Origin of the sequence: Halorientalis sp. (assembly GCF_028275115.1) — an archaeon.
In the GTDB taxonomy this organism is placed as follows: domain Archaea; phylum Halobacteriota; class Halobacteria; order Halobacteriales; family Haloarculaceae; genus Halorientalis.
Window position 1 is genome coordinate 24,101 of the sequence record NZ_JAQCNH010000121.1, and the last position, 21,036, is coordinate 45,136.

Sequence of the window (21,036 nt, forward strand, 5' to 3'; positions counted from 1 at the left end):
CGTGAGTGCCCGCGCATGGGGCGGGAGCACTTCGAAGCGGCCAACCGGGCGTTGTTGAACGCCATCGAAACGCCGCCAGAGACCGGGGTAGAGAACGACTTGGACGACCTGGCCGAACAGTTGTGGGTTCTCGCGACCGAGAAGAAGCGACCGCCGGACCAGGGCCGGCTCGAACGCATCCAGTATCGGCTGAGCGTCCTCCGCGAGCAGGTCCACGGTCGGCGGAGCGACCTCGTTCTGTCGGCCATCGACCACGTCTGTGCCTGTCGGGAGGAAAAAAGGCGGGTCGTCTGAGAGAAGCGAACCGCTCAGTCGTCCGCCTGTTCGCGCTCGCGGAGCTCGAACTTCTGGACCTTCCCGGTCGTCGTGCGGGGCAGTTCCTCGACGAACTCGACTTCGCGGGGGTGTTTGTACTCGGCCATCCGCTCGAGACAGTACTCCGTGACCGCCTCGGGTGTCACGTCGGCGTCGGGTGCGGGGACGACGAACGCCTTGACGCTCTCGCCGCGGCGTTCGTCCGGAATACCGACGACGGCGGCGTCGGCCACGTCCTCGTGCTCGAAGAGCAGTTCCTCGACCTCACGCGGGTAGACGTTGTACCCGCCCGTCACAATCATGTGTTTCTCCCGGTCGATAACGTAGAAGAAGTCGTCCTCGTCCCAGTACCCGAGGTCCTCGGTGTGGAACCAGGTTTCGCCATCGGCTTCGGTGAAAGCCTCGTCGTTCGCGCCGGGGCGACCGTGGTAACCCTTCATCACGTTCGGGCCGGAGACGACGACTTCGCCGACAATCTCGTCGAGGTCGACTTCCTCCTCGTCGATGGGGCCTTCTTCGACGCGAGGCAGTTCCTCGAAATCGTCGTTCACGATTTTTGCGTCGACGCCGGGGATCGGCTGGCCGATGGCGCCTTTGCGTCGCGCGTCGGGACGGTTGGCGTGGGTGATCGGGCTGGTTTCGGTCAGGCCGTAGCCCTCGAACAGCTCGACGCCGAAGATCTCCTCGAACCGGTTGATGACCTCGACCGGACAACTGGCTCCGCCAGAGTTGACGAAGCGGAGACTGGAGAGGTCGTACTCACCGGCGCCGGAGTGGTTGATGATGTCGTTGTACATCGCCGGCACCCCGTGCATAATCGTCAACTCTTCGGACTGGATCAGCCCCATAGCGGTCTCGGCGTTCCACTCGGGTAGCGGGTAGTACGTCGAGCCGTTGTACAGCCCGGCGTTCATCACGACCGTCATGCCGTAGATGTGGAACAGAGGCAGGACGCCGAGCAGTTTGTCCTCGGGGCCGTAGTCCTCTTCCATCACGTCGCCCGCGTGGCGGGTCATCCAGCCCAGGTTCCGATGCGTGAGGAGGACACCTTTCGGCGTTCCCGTGGTCCCGCTGGTGTAGGGCTGGGCGGCCACGTCGTCGTCGTCGCGAGCGACGGTCTCCATCGGCTCGTCGGCGAGGAACGCGTCGAACTCGGTCGCACCCTCGGCGTCACCGCCGACGCTGACGATCTGTTCGACGCCGGTGTCGTCCCGAGCCTCGCGGACGAACGGGACCAGGTCGGCCAGCGCGACGACGGCCGTAGCCCCGCTGTCTTCGAGCATGTGGCTGATTTCGCGGGCCTTGTACTGCGGGTTCATCGGTACGACTGCACCGCCGGCACGGAGAACGCCGTAGTAGGAAGTGACGAACTGCGGGAGATTCGGCAGGTACACCCCCACGCGGTCACCGGGTTCGACGCCTGCGTCTCGCAGTGCGGCCGCGAGTTGGCCGGTTCGGTGCCAGAACGCCTCGTAGGAGATGTCCGTGTCCCGGAACGAGATGGCGGTCTGCTCGGGGTATTCTGCGACCGTCTCGGCCACGTCGTTTACGAGGTTTGTCATCACTCGCCAACAACGGCTGACGTGATTAAAATAGTTACCTTATATCCCACCAGCGTTTTGCGAATTCATGTCAACGGCTAACATCGGTGCCACCGGACGCGGTGTGGTTTACAACGGAAGGGGATCGGGGCGATGCCCGTTACCCACCCAGATACGACTCGCGGATGTAGTCGTCGTCGCGCAGTTCGTCGGGGGAGCCCTGGCGGACGATCTCGCCGTTTTCGAGCAGATTGATACGGTCGGCGTGGTTCATCGCGAAGGTGACGTTCTGCTCACAGAGCAGAATCGTGACGCCCTCGTCCTGGATGCGGTCGATACCCTCGCTGATGTCGTCGAGGATGACCGGCGCGAGACCGAGCGTCGGTTCGTCCAAGACGAGTAGTTCGGGGTCGCTCATCAGTGCCCGACCGATGGCGAGCATCTGCTGTTCGCCGCCGGACATGGTGTGGGCGTGCTGGTCTCTGCGCTCTTCGAGCGTCGGGAACAGGTCGTAGACGAACTCAAGCCGTTCCGCGTAGTCACCCCGGACGTAGGTACCCAGGTCGAGGTTGTCCTCGACAGACATGAATCCGAACAGGTCCCGCTTCTCGGTACACTGAATAAGTCCGCGTTCGACGAGGGACTCGGGCGCGACCTCCTCGATCTCGTCTCCTCCGTAATCGATCGACCCGTCGTAGGGGAGAAACCCGGAGATGGAGTTGGCCAGCGTCGATTTGCCCGCACCGTTGGGGCCGATGACCGAGATCAGTTCGCCCGAGCCGATGTCCAGGTCGACGCCGTTGAGCGCCTGGACCTTTCCGTAAGAAACGTGGACGTCGTCGACGGAGAGGATCGACTCGCCGCTAGTGCGGGAGTCGACTGCCGCCTCGGTTTCACTCCCGGTGCCAGAGCTCATTCGAGCCCACCTCCGAGGTACGCTTCCTGCACGTCGGGATTGTTCTTGATTTCGTCGGGGGAGCCGTTCGCGAGCAGCGACCCGAAGTTGATGACGATGGCGCGGTCGATCAACTGCAGGAGTCCGCGCATGTTGTGGTCGACGACCACAAGCGTCATGCCCTCGTCCCGCAGGTCGAGCAGCAGGTCCGAGACGCTCTCGACCTCCGGTCCGGAGAGGCCCGCGAAGGGCTCGTCGACCAGCAGGAGGTCGGGGTCGGTGCCGAGCGCCCGACCGAGTTCCAACCGGAGCATCCCGGCGTGGGGCAGTTCCGCGGGCGTCTGGTAGAGCCGGTCGTCGAGTCCGACCCGTTCACAGATCGCCCGTGCCTCGTCGTGGAACTCACCGAGCAGGCCTTCCACCGTCACGAGCGTGTCGTTCATCATCGAGAGCGCGACGTTTTTCAGGACGGTCCGGTCTTCGAGCGGCGCGAACGACTGGAACGTCCGTGCCATCCCACGTTTGACCATCTTGTGCGGCGGGGTCCCGGTCACTTGCTCGCCCTTGTACCAGACGGTGCCAGCTGTCGGGGGGTACGTGCCCGTCACGCAGTTGAACGTCGTCGACTTGCCCGCGCCGTTCGGGCCGATGAAGCCAAGAATCTCCTGTTCCTGCACCGCAAAGGAGAGGTCGTCGACGGCCACGAGGCCGCCGAACTCTTTACGCAGGCTCTCGACGGCGAGAATGCCGTCGTCGGGCCGAACGTCTTCGGCGGTCGTTGCAGTCGCCAGTTCGTCTGTCGCGGCGTCGGCGCTCATTTGTCGTCACCTCCGAACATGTTGTCGTAGTACTCCTGATATCGTTCCATGGTCTGTGCGACCGGGTTCGTACCGGCGTCCTCGGGAGACTGGCCCCCGTCGGCTGCCATTCCTTCCTTCCCGCCGCCGTCGCGACCCGTCGCGCGCCGGCCGAGTGCGATTCCCCAGCGGAGGACACCCCCGGGGAAGATGTTCAGCAGGAACAGCGTCACGATGGCGAACAGGAAAAAGGACATCTCCGAAATGGACTTGCCGATCACCGGGACCGTGAACTCGACGAGGTTCAGATAGTCGGGCAGCATGGCGACGAACAGGCCGCCGAGAGCCGCGCCGACGATGGTTCCCATCCCGCCCAGCACGGCCGCGATGATGACCTCGACGTTGATGATGACCGACATCAGCTCCGAGGGGGTCGGCGAGCCGACGGGCGTGTGGACGTACGCCGCGCCAGCCAGTCCGCCGATCGCACCGCTGAGGACGAACGCGAAGATCTTGAACTTGGCCGTACTCAGCCCGGCGGCCGAGACGGCGTTTTCGTCCTCGCGGATAGCGGTGAGGATCGACCCCGTGTTCGAGCGCGTGAGCGCCCACAGCAGGACGAACACGGCCAGAAACAGCCCGAGCGCGAGGAAGTAGTTGCTCACAAAGCCCAGGCCGACGAGGTTCTCCGGATTGCCCAGGCCCTGCTCGCCACCGAAGATGTCGCTCATGTAGATGAACACCTGGAGCAGGATGAGCGGTGCGACCAGCGTCACCAGCGACAGGTACGGCCCCTCGATACGCAGGGCCGGCACGCCGATCATGACACCGGCCACAGCGGCCAGCAGGACACCGCCGAGGACGGACACCCACGGCGAGAGCCCGTGGCCCATGTTCAACATCGCGGAGGTGTAGCCCCCGACGGCGAAGAACAGGCCGTGACCGAAACTGATCTCGCCGGTGTAGCCGGAGACGGCGTCCCAACTCATCGCGAACATGCCGAAAAACAACGCGGCCGCCAGGTTGTACAGCCCGAGTTCCCACGAACTGGCCGGCAGTATCATGACTACGAACCGGCCGACGACGGGCAGCGAGACCAGCAACGGCATCGCGATGAGGAAGGCGAGTCCGAACACGCCAATCTTCTGTCGCAGCGGCAGTCCGAGCGGATTCAGTCGCCCGAGTAGCAGGCGTAGTCGAGATGTGTCGTTGTCAGTCATTGTATCACTCCGCGAACTCCCGGCCGAAGAGGCCTTCGGGTTTCACTAACAGTACGACCACGAGGACGACAAGCGGTGCCAGCCCCTGCAGGCTGGACGAGATGAGGTTCGTCGTCGCGATCTCGAGGAAGCCGATGAGGTACGCACCGACGACGCTGCCCCGGATAGAGCCGATGCCGCCGACCACGACGATGGAAAACGAGAGCACCAGTTGTGCCTGCCCCATCGCGAAGTCCGCGGTCAGCCACGACCCCAGGAACAGTCCGGCGATGCCGGCGAACGCGCCCGCGATAATCCAGGTGATCAGGTTGATTCGACTGCTCTGAATCCCAACCAGTGACGCCCCTTTGTGGCTCATGCTGACCGCCAGGATGCCCTTGCCGGTCTTGGTGTAGTTGACGAACAGGAACAGCAGGCCGATGATGATCCACGAGACGACGAACATCACGCCCAGCAGATTCTGGAACGTGGCGCCGGCGAGAGAGAACTGGCCCTCGATGAGCTGCGGGATAGACCGGCTGGTCGTCCCCTCGAAGACGACGATGGCCTGTTCGATGACGACGCTCACCACGAGCGTCGTGATCATCACCATGATCGGCTCCTCTTCGAGACGCTTGACCATGCCCAGATACAGCAGACCGGCAAAAATCGCCGGGACAGCGACCGACGCCAGAACTGCCCCTGGGAGGCCGAGACCAAGCTGTCCGGCGTAGTACGCCGAGAACGCGCCCATCGTGATCGTGGCCCCGTGGGCGAGATTCAGGACACCCCCCACGCCGAAGATGAGGGTGAATCCGATTGCGATCAGCGCGTAGAGGGCGCTGATCATTGCCGCCTGTACGATGATTGTGAGTGCGACCGAGAGTGTACTTGCCATGTATTAAATAATGAACTGAAAAGGTCGGTCCGATCTATACCCAGGGCGGGGCTTGGTAGTCGGCACTCGAGACGTATTCGGGGTGGAGAACCTCCTGAGTGCCACTGCCGTCACTCTCCTGCCACTGCTGGAAGACAGGGTTGACGCCCGTTTCCGGCGGACTGTCGGTCCTGAAGTTGTACTTGATGTCGTGTGCGTACTCGTGGTCCTTTCCGTAGTAGTCGAGGCTCCCCGCCGTCCCCGTGTAGGAACTCTCCTCGAGTCCCGAGACGACTTCGTCGGCGTTGACCGTGCCGCGCTCGGTCGCGACGGTCGCCCACTGCATAATCGCGTCGTGGGTGATGTAACCGGTGTAGACCGGGAAGCCGCCGTAGGCGCTGTTGTAGTCCTGTGCGTACTGCAGGGTCTTGTCGGTGAGTTCGCTCTGTGGCGTCGCCGTGTTCTGCGAGACCGTGAAGCGGCAGGCACCACCGGTCTGGCTGTAATAAGCTGGGAGTTGCGTCAGCACGTGAATCCCACCGAACTCGAAGGGCCGCTGGTCACGTGCCCACTGGACGACTGCCGGCGTCCCGGTGTGGGCCATCGCGACGAAGGCCGCGTCGGCACCGGACTCCTCGACGGAGTCGTATATCGGACCGAAGTTCGAGGTCCCGGAGGCGTACCGCTCTTCCATCACCACGTCGACGTCCAGATCGCCGATGTGGTCGTCGATCGCCTGCTGGACCGGGTTGGTCCACTCGTAGTTCTCCACCAGCAGCGCCACCGATTCCCAGCCGAGGTCGTTGCCTTTGGCCTCGAGGAAGTCGACCATGTTCTGTCCGAGGTGATACCCGTTGATCGGGCCGGCTCGGAAGTGGTACTTGTACTTATCGTACTCCTCGTTGACCTGGTTGCTGGCCTTCGGGCTCGCCGCACCGCTCGTCATGTGGACCGTCTGCTGTTGCGATATGGGGTCCATCAACTGGAGCAGGACCTCGCTCGTGAACACCCCTGTCGTCATGTTGGCGCCTTCGTCGAGGGTCAACTCACGATAGCGTTGGCGACCCGTCGACGGGCTCTCTTGAGTATTTTTTATCGAAACGCTGACACTGTCGGCGTCCCCCAGTAGGTCGCTGCTGTTGTTGAGTTTCTCTGCGGCCAGTTCCGCCGAGTTGGCGATTGCGGCACCGATCGGGTTGTTCTCCGGGGCCGGTGCGAGCACGCCCAGAGTCACCTCACTCGGAATGCCTTCGGATGATTCCCCCGGGCCACCGCCGAGACAGCCTGCGAACCCCGTCGCAGCAGCCCCAACACCGGCCGCCTGAATGAACCGACGACGGTTCAGCTTCGATCTGTTTCCATTGTATTCGTCCCCAGTATTTTTGCTACCATTGGCGGCTCCAGCACTGCCACTACTTCCATCGTTAACCATGGTGTCTGTGCCCAAATTGTGAACAAGGGTAATAAATGTTCATGGCGTTTGTTGGCGGTGCGACAGAAAATCTGAACCCAATATAAAAGGCCTGGTATTAATGCCCTTCAAAGTCGGGGTCGCGGCCCTCCATGAACGCCGTCGCACCCTCCTCGTGGTCGTGGGTCTCGAAGACCTGGGCCTGGCCCGCAGCCTCGTTGGTCATGGCCTGGTCGAGGTCGCTAGTAAGTCCCTGCCGAATGAGTCGTTTCGACGTCTTCAGCGCCACTGTCGGGCCAGTGGCGATTCGGTCGACGTACTCGGCAGCCTCGTCCTCGAACTCCTCTTCGTCGTACACCTGCGTGAACAGACCGAGGTCTTCGGCCTCGTCGGCGTCGAGCATCGCACCGGTCAGGACGAGTTCCTGTGCCTTGTTCTGGCCGACGATTCGGGGCAGGAAGTACGACGTCCCAGTGTCGACCGCCAGTCCGACCTGCCGGAAGCCGAAACTGATCCGAGAGCCTTCGCTCGCGACCTGTACGTCACACGCGATTGCCAGGTTCGCCCCGGCGCCGAAACACGTACCGTCGATCTTGGCGATTACCGGCAGTTCGCACTCGTGGACCCGCTTCAGGGCCTCCGAGGTGTCGTTGATGTTCTGGACCTTCTCGAAGGGCGCGACCTCACCGTGGAGTCCTTCCAGCATGGCGTTGATGTCGCCACCGGCAGAGAACGACCCGCCAGCGCCAGTGATGACGACACATCGTGCGTCGGAGTCGCCGATCTCGTCCATGGCATCAACGATGCCGCCGGCCACGTCGCCCGTCAGCGCGTTCCGCATGTCCGGTTCGTTCAGCGTCACCGTCGCGATGCCGTCCTCAACGTCGAGAAGTACGGATTCGTCCGACATACTACGAACCACGTCGGCCCACCCGTTCAAAAAATTTCCCCATCCCCTACCACTGGTGAGTGGCTCGAGGTTGAGTCTAACATTGTAATTTCGACGGCCGGCGAACCGTTCCAGCGGCGTCTGGTCCGGCAGCGACTGTCTGACGTCCTCGTCTTCCATCGCTTCCTCGATGGACTCCGTGGCGACGTCGCCGGGTGCGATGGCGTTGACCCGAACCCCGGGTGCCTGGTCGAGCGCCATACTCTTTCGTCGTGCACGGATGTAGGTGTGCCACCGGTCGAATAATCGTTCGTGCCCGTCCGTGTCACAGGGCGCGGTTGTGCTGTACGTTCTGCCCGCGAGACCGGCCGAGTCTCGGAAGTCGGTGCCCACGTATCAGCGTGCGGTGAGATGAACGAAGGACAGTCCTTTTTCGGTTCCCTTGAGAAATAACGAACCGATGCTCTCGAACACGAACCGCCGCCGGTTCATGCAACTCGCAGGAACCGGAACGGCGCTCTCGATTGCCGGTTGTAACGCCCTCCAGTCCGACGGAACGCCGACCGCCGACGACACCGACGACAGTTCCGGTGGGGAGACCTCGGGAAGCGCGACGGTGACACTCCAGATACAGTTGGGCCAGCAGGCACAACGACAACTGCAGCAGCAACAGATTCAGGTGCAATCTCAGATCCAGAGCGGAGAGCTCAGCCAGTCGGAGGGACAGTCCCGGATTCGGGAAGCGTCGGCCGAGCTGTACGGTGACGCCATCGACTCGTTCCAGTCGGAGAACGACGGTGACACGGAGCTCACCGTCGAGGACTCCGTCGAGGCGTTCGGCGTGATACTCGTCTCGGGTACCCCCGAGGCGCTGATCGACTCGCTCTCGAGAGACGCAGTCGGGTCACTGTTCGCCGAGTCGACGTTCCAGCAGGCTCAGTCACAGGCCCAACAGCAGACGCAGGCACCGTCCGGAGACACGACGGGCACACCGTCGGGGTGATACTCCCTTGATGAGCGGACCCTCGGTGCCCCACTGGTTGGGCGGAGGCTTTTCGACGGAGCCACTCATACAATACGTATGCGTATTCACTGGCACCGGCGGGACCTGCGAGGTGCGGACAATGCTGGCCTCCGAGCGGCCACCGCCGCCGCGGCAGACGACGACAGACCCGGCGTCGTTTCCGTGTTCGTTTTCGACCGCGACGTGCTGACCCACGCTGGGCCGGCCCGCGTCGCGTTCATGCTCGACGCGCTCGATTCCCTCCGCGACTGGTATCGCGACCGCGGGAGCGACCTCCTCGTCCGGCGGGGCGACCCCCGCGACGTTCTCCCTGCCCTCGCGACCGAGTTCGAGGCCGACGGCGTCACCTGGTGTAAAGACTACTCCGGGCTGGCGACCGACCGCGACACTGCAGTCCGGCAGGCTCTCGCCGACGCCGACCGCGACCGCGAGGCCGTCCACGACGCTATCTTTCACAAGCCCGGTTCGATTACCACCAACGACGGCGACCCGTACCAGGTGTTCACGTACTTCTCGAAGAAGTGGCACGACCGGCCCAAACCCGACCCCTTCGACGCGCCGACCGGTGACGAGTTGGTCGACGTGTCCGACGACGAACCGCTCCCGACGCTTTCGGGTCTGGGATTCGACGAGCCGGAGGCCGACGTGCCACCGGCCAGTCCTGCGGCCGCACGCGAGCGACTCACCGAGTTCTGTGCCGACGACATCTACCGCTACGCAGAGCGCCGCGACTACCCCGCCGACGACTGCACGTCACGGCTCTCGGCTCATCTGAAGTGGGGCACCATCGGCATCCGGGAGGTGTACGAGGAGACCGAGGCCGCGAAGTTCGAGGTCCAGGACGAGAGCGAGGCCGCCGAATCGGTCCAGGAGTTTCAGGACCAGCTCGCCTGGCGGGAGTTTTATACACAGGTCCTCTTTTTCAATCCCGAAGTCGTCACGGAAAACTACAAGACGTACGAGCAGGCGGTCGAGTGGCGGGACGACCAGGAGGCGCTGCAGGCCTGGAAGGACGGCGAGACGGGGTATCCCATCGTCGACGCGGGGATGCGTCAGTTACGCGAGGAGGCGTACATGCACAACCGCCTGCGAATGATCGTCGCTTCGTTCCTGACGAAAGACCTGCTGCTGGACTGGCGACACGGGTACGACTGGTTCCGGCAGAAACTGGTCGATCACGACACGGCCAACGACAACGGCGGCTGGCAGTGGGCCGCTTCCACGGGGACCGACGCCCAGCCGTACTTCCGGATCTTCAACCCGACGACACAGGGGGAACGCTACGACCCGGACGCCGAGTACATCACGACCTACGTCCCCGAGTTGCGCGGCGTCGACCCGGACGTGATCCACGACTGGCCGACGCTCTCGCTGACCCAGCGCCAGCAGGCGGCCCCGGAGTACCCCGCGCCGATCGTGGACCACGGCGAGCGCCGCGAGCAGGCCATCGAGATGTTCGAGCACGCTCGCGGCGACTCCTAAAAGCGGGAGACTGCGGGGCCGAGCGCGCGTCACTCCCCGGACGCTAGCGGCTGTGTTTATACCACCAGACGCGCGAGGTGCGCGGGAGTCGGGGTTATGATGCGCTCTCGTATCGTTCGTACTCGTCTGGGAGACGGGCGGTACGGCGAGATTGCGCTCGTCGAAGCCCGGCGGGGCCCCTGGTTCCGGGTGTTCGACGCGCACGCGTTACCAGCAGCGTCCACGTCATCCAGTCGGCGGTCAGTAGCCGGTCGCTGTCCCGTGGCCAGGCGGCCGCTCTCCCCGTGACCGTCCTCGCGCCGTGGACTGGGAACGTCATTCACGCCACGGAGTATCCCGGTCGTCTTCCTGACCGGCACCGACCACTCCCTGACGAACTTCGACCCGACGTCGTTCAGCTTCGTGATCCCCGGTGCGGCGGGACGGTCAGAGTCGTCGAGTTCGGCGAAGTGGGAACGACGATACGACCCGTCACCCCGGTTGCCGAGAGCGCCGAGCAGGCACTCGGGGAGTGACGCCTGCCACCGGCCGCAGTGCCGCTCCTAGTCAGTCCTGGTTACGATTTGACTGGATTTTGTACGATATCACCCGCGGTCTAAACCTTTAACACGAGCGCAGACGACTAGTATAATGGAGGAGGATTACATATGTCAGAAAGCTCTAACCCTGAACTGCCACCATTACCGTACGACTACGACGCGCTCGAGCCGTCGATCAGTGAACAGGTACTGGAATGGCACCACGACACGCACCACCAGTCGTACGTGGACAACCTCAATGCCGCCGAGGAGTCGCTTGCTGATGCTCGTGAGAACGGCGAGTTCTCCGGCAGTGCTGCCGCGATGGGCGACGTCACCCACAACACCGGCGGTCACTATCTCCACACGCTGTTCTGGGAGAACATGGACCCGAACGGTGGCGGCGAGCCGGGCGGCGAACTCGGCGACCGAATCGAGGAGGACTTCGGCTCCTACGAGGGCTGGAAAGGCGAGTTTGAGGCCGCCGCGGGCGCCGCCGGTGGCTGGGCCCTGCTCGTTTACGACCCCGTCGCCAAGCAACTGCGCAACGTCCCGGTCGACAAGCACGACCAGGGTGCGCTTTGGGGCTCCAACCCGATTCTCGCGCTAGACGTCTGGGAGCACTCCTACTACTACGACTATGGTCCGGATCGTGGCAGCTTCATCGACGGCTTCTTCGATGTCGTCAACTGGGACAAGGCCGCCGAGGAGTACGACAAGGTCGTCTCGCGCCACGAGTAAGTCGGTACAACTACAGCGTTTCTTTCGACGCGTGACCCGTCAGTGGCCGGTCCGCAGTCGTCGAAGGGTGCGGGTCCTGTTCAGTACAGTTCGGACTCGTGACGGAGCGTGTCTCGCGTTATCTCCTCGACGGAGCGACAGCCCGACAGTCCCATCGTCAGGTCGAACTCCGCGATGAAGTTCCGGAGGTACGTTTCGACGCCGTCGGCACCGCCGACGGCCAGCGAGTAGGCGTACGGTCGGCCCAGTAACACAGCGTCGGCGCCGAGGCCGATGGCCTTGAACGCGTCCGAGGCGCGCCGAACTCCGCTGTCGAAGGTGATTGGTACCTCACCGTCGACCTCCTCTGCGACCGCAGGCAGGGCCTCGACGGCCGAAATAGAGCCGTCGACCTGCCGCCCGCCGTGGGTCGAGACGCCGATGCCGTCCGCGCCGTGTTCGATGGCCAGTCGGGCGTCCGCGGGGTCGAGGATGCCTTTGATAATAACGGGGAGGTCAGTGTTGTCGTGGACGAACTGGAGGTCGTCCCAAGTGAGGCTGGAGTCGCCGAAGATGTCGAGGTAGTGTTCGACCGCGGCCGACGGGTTCTCCTCGGGCGGCTCGTCGAGCTGCGAGCGGAACTCGGGGTCGGAGAAGTAGTTGCCGACACCCTCGCCTTCGAGGAAGGGAAAGTAGCCACGCTCGATCAGGCGCTCGCGCCAGCCCAGAATCGGCGCGTCGACGGTGACGACGATGGCGTCGTACCCCGCCCGCTCGGCGCGGTCGAGAAAGCTCTTTGCGATGGCGTCGTCCGAGGACCAGTAGAACTGGAACATCTTCGGGGTGTCACCGAGCGCCGCAGCCACGTCCTCCATGGGCTCCGTCGAGAGGGAACTCAGGACCAGCGGCACGTCCACCTCGGCAGCCCCCTGGGCAGTGCCGAGCTCCGCGGACTCGTGGAGCAGGGACTGGACGCCGAGGGGTGTCAACCCAATCGGCACGTCGAAGTCGACACCGACGATTTCCGTCGAGAGGTCACGGGACTCGACGCCCTGCAGCATCTTGGGGACGATCCGCCACGGCGAGAAGTCCTGGTTGCGCTCGAAGGTCTCGTCCGAGCCCGCGCCGCCGTGAACGTACGCGAGGCCCTCGTCGCTCATGGCCGCGTGAGCGGCCTCCCGGAGGTCCCCGTAGGAGACCGGGAAGTCCGTGGTTTCGTCTTCCAGCATCCCGCGGCGATATATCTCATTGACGCGGTCGTCGCCGAATCGGTCGGACTCTGGCATACACACCCGATACGGCGCCGTCTCAATACCAGTTTCGGCTGGTTACAGGTCAGTCAAACCGAACAAAGCGGCCGGCGTAGTTCCGAGAGGTTTAGCACCGTCGGTACGAACCGCCAGGTATGCCAGTTCCCAAATCCGAATTCGACGATCTACGCTCCCTGGAGTTTCGCGATCCCGACGAAGTGCTCGACGAAGACGAGATGTACACGGTCTACGAGATCGCCAGACTGTTCCAGGGGCTGGAACCGGGACAGGAACTCGACCCGGCCACGGAGGACATCCTGCTCGACTGGGCGGTTCCGTGGATGCTCGACAACAGCGACGCTTTCGTCTTCGCCGAACCTGCCGACGACAACGAACCCGGTCACTACGGGTTGGCGGTGGGTGAGACGGCCGACGAGGACGGTAGCGAGACGGACGACGAATGAAGCTGCTCGTCGCCGGCGCGGATCGGGTCGACGCCGGGAAGACCACTTTCACCGTCGGTCTGCTGGACTCTCTCGACGCGGTCGGATTCAAACCCCGTGCGGGCAACGACCACTGGTTCCACAACGACGACTACCGGTACGCCGTCGGACAGGGCCGCCTGTTCGGCAAAGACGCGAAACGACTGGCGGCGGCCAGTCCCGGAACCCTCGACCCCGAAGACGTCAATCCGGTCCACCGGCTCTGGCGGCCGTCACCCGGGTCGGGCACTGGGATGCTCGGCCAGACAGACCGGGAGTTCGTCGTCGACCGGGTCGCGGAGAACTACGTCGTCAACAACACCGTCGAGATGCCCGCCGAGGCACAGACGCACCTCCCGCTGGACGAGGCAGTTCACGTCTCCTCGCTCCCCGAACTGAACGAGGTGATGGGGAACCTACACCTCGTCGCGCTGGACGGGATCGCCCGGCGGGTCGCCGACCGGGAGCGCGTCGTGGTCGAGTCATACGGCGACGTGGCCCAGCCGCTACGGGAGTTCGAACCTGACGCGGTGGCCGTCGTGGAACCGGCTCGTGTCCGGATTTACGACGGAGAGCGGTACCGAAAGGCCTGTTCGATCACCAGTGGCGGCCCCGAGGAGGGGCAACTGGAGGAGCGCGTTCCGGCCGTCGTCGACCTGATCGACTCGGTGGGGTCGGCACCGCTTCCGGCGCTGTCGAGCGAGGAGCGGACGGATCCGTCGGCCGTCGCTAGCGCCTACGAGCGGGCGTACGAGGAACTGCTCGCGGTCACCGGGTGACGGTGTGACCGGTCAGCAGTCGGGTTCGACCACGACCTCGGTCACCTCGAACCGGGCGCCACCATCGTCGCTCTCGACGAGGTCGATCGACCACCCGTGTGCATCGACAATGCTTTTGACGATCGCGAGTCCGAGTCCCGAGCCCTCGTCGCCCGTCGAGAAACCGGACTCGAAGATGCGGTCGCGTCTGTCCGCCGGGACGCCGGAGCCGTCGTCTGCGACGTAGAATCCGTCGCAGTCGAGGCAGCCGACGCGGACGGAAGTCGGCTCTCCACGGTCCGCCTGCACCTGTGACTCCGGGGTCGTCTGGCCGGTTTCGACGGCGTCACCAGAGCTCGGAGAGTTCTGTTTGCCTGTCGAGCCATGCTCGACGGCGTTCCGAAACAGGTTCTCCAGCAGGCGCCGGACTCGATCTGGGTCGGCCGCGAAACGCACGTCGTCGTCGACGGTCAGGGTCGCGTCGTCGTCGGTTTCGACCATCTCCCAGCAGGTATCGACGACCTCCGAGAGCGCCACCAACTCGGTCTGCTCGACTGTCTGGCCCTGTCTCGCGACGGCGAGCACGTCCTCGATGAGTCCGTCCATCCGGTCGAGCGCGGTCTGTGCCCGGTCGAGGTGTTCGGAGTCGCGGTTCGCACGCGCCGACTCGAGGGAGAGCTGTGCGATATTGAGCGGATTCCGCAGGTCGTGGGAGGCGATGCTCGCGAACTCGTCGAGGCGGTCGAGTTTCGTCTGGGTCCGCTGGCGTTCGAGCTCGTGTTCGAGCATTCGGGCGATGAGTTCGGCGAACAGCGTCTCGTCGTCCGAGAACGGTTCCTCGCGGGGGGATTCGGCGACGAAACAGACCGTCCCGTACAGCTCTCCGTCGACCGAGAGCGTGGTGCCGTGATAGCAACTGAGACCGTGGCGTTCGTAGGCGGGGTCGTCTACCCAGTCCTGCTCTGCGGCGTCGTCGACCGCGACGGGGCCGTCGCTCGTGATGGTCCGGCGGCAGTACGTCATTCCCAGATCGAGGATGAGTCCGGGCGGAAACTCGCCGTCGTCGGGGTCGGTGCTGGCGACGGCGCGCCAGTAGTCGCTGTCGGTGTCGATCCGCGTCACGTGACCGTTGGCGACGCCAAGATACGCTTTGCCGATTCCCATCGCGCGTTCGGCCTTGTCCTCGAAGTCACCGTCGCTCTGCATCACCTCGTACAGTCGCCGTCTAGCCGTGGAGGCGTTCGGGTCAGTCCGGGTCATCTTCGAACAGTCTCGTACTCGTGTCGGTACTGCGCTTGAGACGGTGCCCACGCAAAAGTCCTGAGTTAGTGTCGAGGGCCGACAGTCGCGTTACCCCATCCGAGCGGCCTGTGCGGCTAGTTCGATGTCCTGGTACGGGTTCGTCTGGACGCTGGGGCCGTGCCCGGTGTGCATCTCGCCGAGGGATTCGGTGACGACCGACTGCAGGCGTTCGACACTCTCGATCAGGACCGCGCGGTTTCCCTCGGCGAGGTCGGTCCGGCCGAAGCCGCCGTTGGCGAAGACGAGGTCACCTGCAAAAAGGGTGCTGGCAGTCTCCGAGTAGAAACAGAGGTGGTCGTCCTTGTGGCCAGGGGTGTGGAGCGTGCGGTAGTCGTGGTCGCCCAACTGGACAGTTCCTCCGTCGTCGATAGCGTGGTCGACGTCGGAGTGGCTGGTGTCGTAGCCCCACACGTCCACGTCGAACTCGGCGACGATGTCCGGGCGGTTACCGACGTGGTCGGGATGCGTGTGGGTCAGGACGAGGGCATCCACGTCGTCGACGTGTTCGCGGGCCGCGCCGACGACGTCGAACTCGTTGCCGGCGTCGACAATTACTGTACGTTTCCCGTCCACGAGGAACGCGTTACTGGTGAACGCGCGGACGCCACGCGCGAGATTGACGATCATAATGAGAGTACAGCGACCGTCGGCTTTTGTGTGTCGCTTCGCGCTCAGACGACCCGCTGAACGGCTGAGGAGTCCGTTGGTCGTCGCGGACCGGTATCAACTGTGAGTATGGACCCACAGGGCTATGTGTGAGGAATGGTAAGTGCGTACAAGAACGCAGATGACGGACTCAGCAGTACCTGTCGTCCTCATCGTCGAAGACGAGCCGGACGTCGCCGAGACGTACAACCTCTGGCTCGCCGACGACTACGAGGTGCGGATCGCGGGGGACGGTGACGAGGGGCTCGACCGGCTCGACGAGGAGGTAGACGTGGTTCTGCTCGACCGGATGATGCCTGGGTTGTCGGGTGACGAAGTGCTCGAACGCATTCGGGAGCGGGAATTGAACTGTCGGGTGGCGATGGTGACAGCCGTCGAGCCCGACTTCGACATTCTGGAGATGGGGTTCGACGCCTATCTCAGCAAACCCATCAGGAGTGCGGAACTCATCGAAACCGTCGAGAAACTCTTAGAGCGTTCGACCTACGACCGCCTGCTCCAGGAGTACTACGCGCTGGTCGAGAAGCAGGCGACGCTCGAAACGGCAAAAAGCGGCGCGGAACTCGCAGAGAGTGATAAGTATGCACGGCTACAGAGCCGGGTCGCCGACCTGCAGGAAGAACTCTCCCAAACGATGGGCGGCGTCGAGGACGACACCGACTTCATCACGGCGATTCAGCAGATTAGCGGGAGTGAGGACTCGTAGCAACAATGTATGACTTAGCATCTGTTCTGAAGACTGAGGCAGTGTCGAACGTCCGCCCGGGGACCAGTATCTTGATTGCTGGCCCGGCGATGACTGGAAAGGAGAGCCTCGCGATTGAAATTCTGGCCGAAGGGTCCCGGAATGGCGACGGCGCGCTGGTCGTCTCGACCGGCGACAGTGCGGAGAACATCGTCGAGGACTACCGTGACCGCGTGGCCGGCGTCAGCAATCTTCAGTTGGGCGTCGTCGACTGTCGTGCCGAGGGTTCGAATGGCAGCCTCGCCGACGGGGATACCCCGCCCGGCCTGCACGTCCACAAGGTCTCCTCGCCGGGCGACCTCACCGGTATCGGCATCGGGATTACCAAGTGTCTGGAGGCGCTCCACGGTGCGGGCGCGGAAAATGGCCGCATGGCCCTGGTCTCGTTGTCGACGATGCTCACCTACACGGACCGCGAAACGGTGTTCAAGTTCTGTCACGTCCTCTCCTCGCGGCTGGACGCGGCGGGCTACGTCGGGGTGTTCACCATCGACAGCGGCGCCCACGACGACCAGACCCTGCAGGTTATCAAGCAGGCTTTCGACGGACTGGTTGAAATCCGGGACGGCGAGAGCGGCCGCGAGGGCCGCGTCATGGGGCTGACCGACGGCCCCACGGACTGGACGGCGCTCTAGATCGGTGCACCGACCAGTACCAGTCGTGCCAGTTCGTCGCTCTCGTTTCTGATCTGGCGGCGCTGTTCGGGGTCGATTCTGACGGCCTCGTTCTCGGCGAGCGTGACCGTCTCGTCGTCGAACTCCACGACGACTTCACCGTCGACGACGCAGTAGACCTCTTCCTGTCCGTCGTCGCCGTGGTCGTGTGGCCTGCCCTCCGAACCGGGCTCCAGTCGCATCACCGTCACGCCGAGTTCGTCGGTATCCAGGGCTTCCCTCAGGAACCACATCCCGCCGTGCTCGTCGTCGATGACGGACTCCACGTCGTCGGTGGCGGCTATCTGGTAGGCCATGCCGTCCGTTCGACCGCGATTGGCTTCAATCCGCCGACGCCGGCCACGCGGCGTACGCTAGTCGAGGATTTATGACTCTCCGCTCCGGGATGACGGTATGAAGGTCCGTCTACTCGAAGCCACCGAGGACCCCGAGGAGCTCATCTGCAACGCAGCTCGCAACGACTACATGACGGAGTTCGTCGGCGAGACGCCGTTCGACGAGGTCATGGCGTCTATCGACGGCGAGTCGCTCGAGACCAAGCAAGAGACACTGATCGGCCACCTGCTCGACCACGGCCACTTCGGCCCCTTCGAACACCCACAGGCCACCTTCGCAGTCGAAGGCGTCAGCCGCTCCTGTATGGCACAGATCACCCGACATAGGCACGTTTCGTTCGACGTGCAATCGATGCGGTACGTCTCCTTCGACGAGGTCGATCCGGACGAGGTGCGCGACGGCGAGATGGTCGTCACCCCACCGTCGGCGACCGACCCCGACTGGGTGGGTCGCAATCAGCAAAGCGGGTCCGTCGGCGAGGAGACAGCCGAGAAGCGCGAAACACTGTTCCAGGACGCGGTCGCCGACGCGGTCGAATCCTACCAGGAACTGCTCGACCTCGGGATGCCGCCCGAGGACGCACGGTTCGTCCTGCCCATCGGCACCGAGGTCAACATGGTCATGTCGATGAACGTCCGGATGCTGATGCACGTGGCGGACATGCGAGCGGCGGCGGATGCCCAGTGGGAGATACGGCAGATGACCGAAGAGATACTCGACCTCGCGGCCGAGTGGTGTCCACTTACATTCGAGCACTACGACGAACACATGAAAAGCCGGAAGAACCGGCTGGCACCCTGAGAGGCCCCCGGTCCTGGCGGACGCCCGATTCCACCAGCCAACCACCCGAAAGCGGGGGTTCGAGCGACGGGCCCACGGCAACGAAATGTGGCAGACGCAGTGTTTTTATGAACTCCCGGGGTTCTTGTCCCACTAGATGTCTCGTCCGCTCTCGCTCGCTTTCGCCTGTATCCTGCTCGTCGGTGTAGCCTTGGGACAGGGCGCGGTCGGCGGTGCCCTGGGGGAAGGGGGGGCAACCGGCGTCGACAGTGCCGCGACGCAGGCCGACGAAGAGGGGGCGCTCGCGACGCCACAGCAGTTCGAGTCGACGCGGTTCGTCGTCACGGTGTACGCGAACGGCTCCGCACGGTGGACGTTCAAGCATTTCACCGGCGGCCCGCTGAACAACAGCGAGCGCCAGCAGTTCCGTGACTACGCCGACACCTTCGAGACGCGGGAGACCGACCTCTGGGTGAGTTTTCGGAACAGTGCACGGGCTCTGACCGCCGCCGGGGGTGGCACGACCGGCCGAAACATGTCCGCAGAACGGTTCTCTCGGATGGCCAGACTGAATCCACAGGGTAACAGCGGCGTCGTCGAAATGTCGTTCCTGTGGACGAACTTCACACAGATGTCCGGTGATGGCGTGATGGTCGGTGACGTATTCCAGGGGGAGTTCTACGTCGGCGAGAACCAGCGGCTCGTCTTCCAGGCTGGTCCGGGACTGTCGCTACTGCCGGATCGGAGTGCTCCAGAGCCGGACAGCACGACCAGCAGAGAAACCGGTGCTAGCGTCAGCTGGGTCGGTCCGCAGTCGTTCACCGACGACAATCCGAGGGTCGTGTTCACGACTGGCGCTCCCGGTGCGCTCGGTGACGGTGGCGACGTCGCGACCACCACAGGCAACCCGGCTCAGGTCTCGAACGACGGCGGCGGGTTCTCGCCGATGTTCCTCGTCGCCGTCCTCGTAATCGCAGTCGGTGTCGGGGCAGGTATCGCCTGGCGGACCGAGATGTTCGGGTCGACGGCGACCGAACCGGAAGACACTGAGGACTCAGGTGCCGGAGCGACGGCCGATACCGCCACCGACGACGCGTCAGCGGCCGAATCGGAGCAGGAGTCGCCGGTTCCCGGGGAGGAGTTGCTGACCGACGAAGACCGAGTCATCTCACTGCTCGAGGACAACGGCGGACGGATGAGACAGGCCAATATCGTCGACGAGACCGGTTGGTCGAAGTCGAAAGTGAGCATGCTCCTCTCGGACATGGAAGACGACGAACACATTAGCAAGTTGCGAGTCGGCCGCGAGAACATCATCAGTCTCAAAGGACACGAACCGGACGCGGCTGGCTCGCCGTTCGACGACGAGTGAGTGGGTAGATACAGACCCCCGGGTTACGCGACGGCCACCCGCACGGCCCGCGCGCTCCGTCCCTGACAACGCTGCGTGGGAGTCGGTAGCAGTGTCGTTTGGAACACGACCTGCAGGGCGCCCTCGGTGCCGGTATCGGGTGCCAGCAGGCGGATGGTACGACGAAGCACGGTGGTCTGAAAGCGGAACTGTTAAACACAACTCGCAGTTATCGTGTGACAGATACGCTGACGGCGTACGTGACGCCTGAAGCCGGTTCGCTCCGATGGTGTAGTCCGGCCAATCATATTGCCCTCTCACGGCAATGACCAGGGTTCGAATCCCTGTCGGAGCATACAATCCCCGTTCCTTCCTGCGGTTTTCTGCCCTGTGACGTGGAAAACAGAACCATGGTCGAGGGCAATCATCCAAACGTCGATAGAATAGCACCGACGCCGTACGGCGATTTCCAGAGATATCTCGTTGCTAAAGGGGCAATCAACGAAACCCGATTCACGCCATCGCCTTCCTGCGATTTCCAAAGCTGCACCCAGGTAACTTGCCCGGAGGCAATCGAGGTGGGTGCATGACCGACCTCGAAGGCATCACGGTAGTGCCCGGGCCTACCGAGGAACGACTCAACGAACGCCAGTTGGTTGACTACCGGTCCCAGCGTGAGTCCTGCCTGGACTGGTTATTGCACTTCGGCAAGAACCCAAAGAAAGCGGATGGCTACGCTCGCACGACGGTCAAGTATCGGTCCAACCGCATGGATCAGTTCTATCGGTGGGTGTGGAGCGAAGAGAACCGATACACCACGAACGTCACCCACGATCACGCCGACGCGTGGCTGCGCCACATCGCACGCCAGGACAAGTCCAACGCGCACAAAGACAACTGCCGCAAGGCAGCGATGATGCTGTTCAAATGGCGCACGCACGAACACGGAATGGACGAGTGGAATCCCGAGCTCAGCTTCTCGACGAACGATAGCACCGTAAATCCGCGCGACTACCTGACGTTG

21 protein-coding genes, 1 tRNA gene and 1 pseudogene are annotated in these 21,036 nt (G+C 63.6%); 12 read left to right on the forward strand and 11 right to left on the reverse strand.

The genetic code is table 11. From position 1 onward, the window contains the following. Window positions 1–15: 15 nt before the first annotated feature. On the forward strand, window positions 16–294 hold the full coding sequence (locus tag Q0964_RS15765; protein WP_299269416.1) for a DUF7553 family protein: 279 nt from the start codon (window positions 16–18) through the stop codon (window positions 292–294). A 14-nt stretch (window positions 295–308) separates the two neighbouring features. Here Q0964_RS15765 and Q0964_RS15770 read toward each other — a convergent pair whose 3' ends face one another. The 7 genes from Q0964_RS15770 to Q0964_RS15800 all read right to left on the reverse strand — a co-directional run bounded on the left by Q0964_RS15770 (window position 309) and on the right by Q0964_RS15800 (window position 8,185). Continuing rightward, entirely contained in the window at window positions 309–1,877 is a 1,569-nt protein-coding gene (locus Q0964_RS15770) for a long-chain-fatty-acid--CoA ligase (RefSeq protein ID WP_299269419.1), read from the reverse strand. Window positions 1,878–2,016: 139 nt separating this feature from the next. Continuing rightward, window positions 2,017–2,772, reverse strand: a complete 756-nt coding sequence (locus Q0964_RS15775; RefSeq protein ID WP_299269423.1) for an ABC transporter ATP-binding protein — start codon at window positions 2,770–2,772, stop codon at window positions 2,017–2,019. Further along, window positions 2,769–3,569, reverse strand: a complete 801-nt coding sequence (locus Q0964_RS15780; RefSeq protein ID WP_299269426.1) for an ABC transporter ATP-binding protein — start codon at window positions 3,567–3,569, stop codon at window positions 2,769–2,771. The genes Q0964_RS15775 and Q0964_RS15780 overlap by 4 nt, the downstream gene beginning before the upstream one ends. Further along, on the reverse strand, window positions 3,566–4,768 hold the full coding sequence (locus tag Q0964_RS15785) for a branched-chain amino acid ABC transporter permease (RefSeq protein WP_299269429.1): 1,203 nt from the start codon (window positions 4,766–4,768) through the stop codon (window positions 3,566–3,568). The genes Q0964_RS15780 and Q0964_RS15785 overlap by 4 nt, the downstream gene beginning before the upstream one ends. Before the next feature lie 4 nt (window positions 4,769–4,772). After that, a complete protein-coding gene (locus Q0964_RS15790) occupies window positions 4,773–5,645 on the reverse strand; it encodes a branched-chain amino acid ABC transporter permease (protein ID WP_299269431.1) in 873 nt (290 codons plus the stop codon). Between the two features lie 34 nt (window positions 5,646–5,679). Then, window positions 5,680–7,056, reverse strand: coding sequence for an ABC transporter substrate-binding protein (locus Q0964_RS15795; RefSeq protein ID WP_299269433.1), 1,377 nt, complete (start codon window positions 7,054–7,056; stop codon window positions 5,680–5,682). Between the two features lie 97 nt (window positions 7,057–7,153). Next, the gene (locus Q0964_RS15800; RefSeq protein ID WP_349254478.1) at window positions 7,154–8,185 is read right to left on the reverse strand and encodes an enoyl-CoA hydratase/isomerase family protein; all 1,032 of its coding nucleotides are present in this window, start codon (window positions 8,183–8,185) and stop codon (window positions 7,154–7,156) included. A 199-nt stretch (window positions 8,186–8,384) separates the two neighbouring features. On the opposite strand from Q0964_RS15800, the gene Q0964_RS15805 reads away from it, so the two are divergent. The 3 genes from Q0964_RS15805 (at window position 8,385) to sod (ending at window position 11,689) form a co-directional block, all read left to right on the forward strand. Then, on the forward strand, window positions 8,385–8,927 hold the full coding sequence (locus tag Q0964_RS15805; RefSeq protein ID WP_299269436.1) for a hypothetical protein: 543 nt from the start codon (window positions 8,385–8,387) through the stop codon (window positions 8,925–8,927). Between the two features lie 78 nt (window positions 8,928–9,005). Beyond that, window positions 9,006–10,430, forward strand: a complete 1,425-nt coding sequence (locus Q0964_RS15810; protein WP_299269439.1) for a cryptochrome/photolyase family protein — start codon at window positions 9,006–9,008, stop codon at window positions 10,428–10,430. 647 nt (window positions 10,431–11,077) lie between these two features. Next, window positions 11,078–11,689: a superoxide dismutase gene (gene sod / locus Q0964_RS15815; RefSeq protein WP_299269442.1), complete on the forward strand. Its 612-nt coding sequence runs from the start codon at window positions 11,078–11,080 to the stop codon at window positions 11,687–11,689. 80 nt (window positions 11,690–11,769) lie between these two features. Here the strand turns inward: sod and Q0964_RS15820 are convergent, their stop codons facing one another. Beyond that, complete coding sequence (locus Q0964_RS15820; RefSeq protein WP_299269444.1) at window positions 11,770–12,954, reverse strand: alpha-hydroxy-acid oxidizing protein; 1,185 nt, start codon at window positions 12,952–12,954, stop codon at window positions 11,770–11,772. Between the two features lie 119 nt (window positions 12,955–13,073). Between Q0964_RS15820 and Q0964_RS15825 the strand changes: the two genes are divergently transcribed. Then, window positions 13,074–13,382, forward strand: a complete 309-nt coding sequence (locus tag Q0964_RS15825; protein WP_299269447.1) for a DUF5827 family protein — start codon at window positions 13,074–13,076, stop codon at window positions 13,380–13,382. After that, window positions 13,379–14,179 carry an ATPase gene (locus Q0964_RS15830; protein ID WP_299269450.1) on the forward strand — a complete coding sequence of 267 codons (801 nt, stop codon included), beginning with the start codon at window positions 13,379–13,381 and terminating at the stop codon, window positions 14,177–14,179. The genes Q0964_RS15825 and Q0964_RS15830 overlap by 4 nt, the downstream gene beginning before the upstream one ends. A gap of 12 nt (window positions 14,180–14,191) precedes the next feature. Here Q0964_RS15830 and Q0964_RS15835 read toward each other — a convergent pair whose 3' ends face one another. Both Q0964_RS15835 and Q0964_RS15840 read right to left on the reverse strand, forming a co-directional pair. Continuing rightward, complete coding sequence (locus Q0964_RS15835) at window positions 14,192–15,418, reverse strand: sensor histidine kinase (protein WP_299269452.1); 1,227 nt, start codon at window positions 15,416–15,418, stop codon at window positions 14,192–14,194. A gap of 90 nt (window positions 15,419–15,508) precedes the next feature. Beyond that, window positions 15,509–16,087: an MBL fold metallo-hydrolase gene (locus Q0964_RS15840; RefSeq protein WP_299269455.1), complete on the reverse strand. Its 579-nt coding sequence runs from the start codon at window positions 16,085–16,087 to the stop codon at window positions 15,509–15,511. 160 nt (window positions 16,088–16,247) lie between these two features. Here Q0964_RS15840 and Q0964_RS15845 point away from each other — a divergent pair, with 160 nt between their 5' ends. Both Q0964_RS15845 and Q0964_RS15850 read left to right on the forward strand, forming a co-directional pair. Further along, entirely contained in the window at window positions 16,248–16,832 is a 585-nt protein-coding gene (locus Q0964_RS15845) for a response regulator (protein WP_299269458.1), read from the forward strand. A 5-nt stretch (window positions 16,833–16,837) separates the two neighbouring features. Continuing rightward, window positions 16,838–17,506, forward strand: a complete 669-nt coding sequence (locus Q0964_RS15850; protein ID WP_299269460.1) for an RAD55 family ATPase — start codon at window positions 16,838–16,840, stop codon at window positions 17,504–17,506. Here the strand turns inward: Q0964_RS15850 and Q0964_RS15855 are convergent. Continuing rightward, window positions 17,503–17,841, reverse strand: a complete 339-nt coding sequence (locus Q0964_RS15855; protein ID WP_299269463.1) for a cupin domain-containing protein — start codon at window positions 17,839–17,841, stop codon at window positions 17,503–17,505. The two genes, Q0964_RS15850 and Q0964_RS15855, sit on opposite strands and share 4 nt — an antisense overlap. Before the next feature lie 97 nt (window positions 17,842–17,938). Here Q0964_RS15855 and thyX point away from each other — a divergent pair, with 97 nt between their 5' ends. From thyX to Q0964_RS15875, 4 genes and pseudogenes are all read left to right on the forward strand, one after another. Further along, entirely contained in the window at window positions 17,939–18,682 is a 744-nt protein-coding gene (gene thyX / locus Q0964_RS15860; RefSeq protein WP_299269466.1) for an FAD-dependent thymidylate synthase, read from the forward strand. A 136-nt stretch (window positions 18,683–18,818) separates the two neighbouring features. Beyond that, window positions 18,819–20,033 (forward strand): helix-turn-helix transcriptional regulator, encoded by a 1,215-nt coding sequence (locus Q0964_RS15865; RefSeq protein WP_299269468.1) that lies wholly within the window; start codon window positions 18,819–18,821, stop codon window positions 20,031–20,033. Between the two features lie 259 nt (window positions 20,034–20,292). Continuing rightward, window positions 20,293–20,367 (forward strand) — tRNA-Glu (locus Q0964_RS15870). A gap of 231 nt (window positions 20,368–20,598) precedes the next feature. Then, a pseudogene (locus tag Q0964_RS15875) lies at window positions 20,599–21,036 on the forward strand (tyrosine-type recombinase/integrase); the annotation flags it as partial.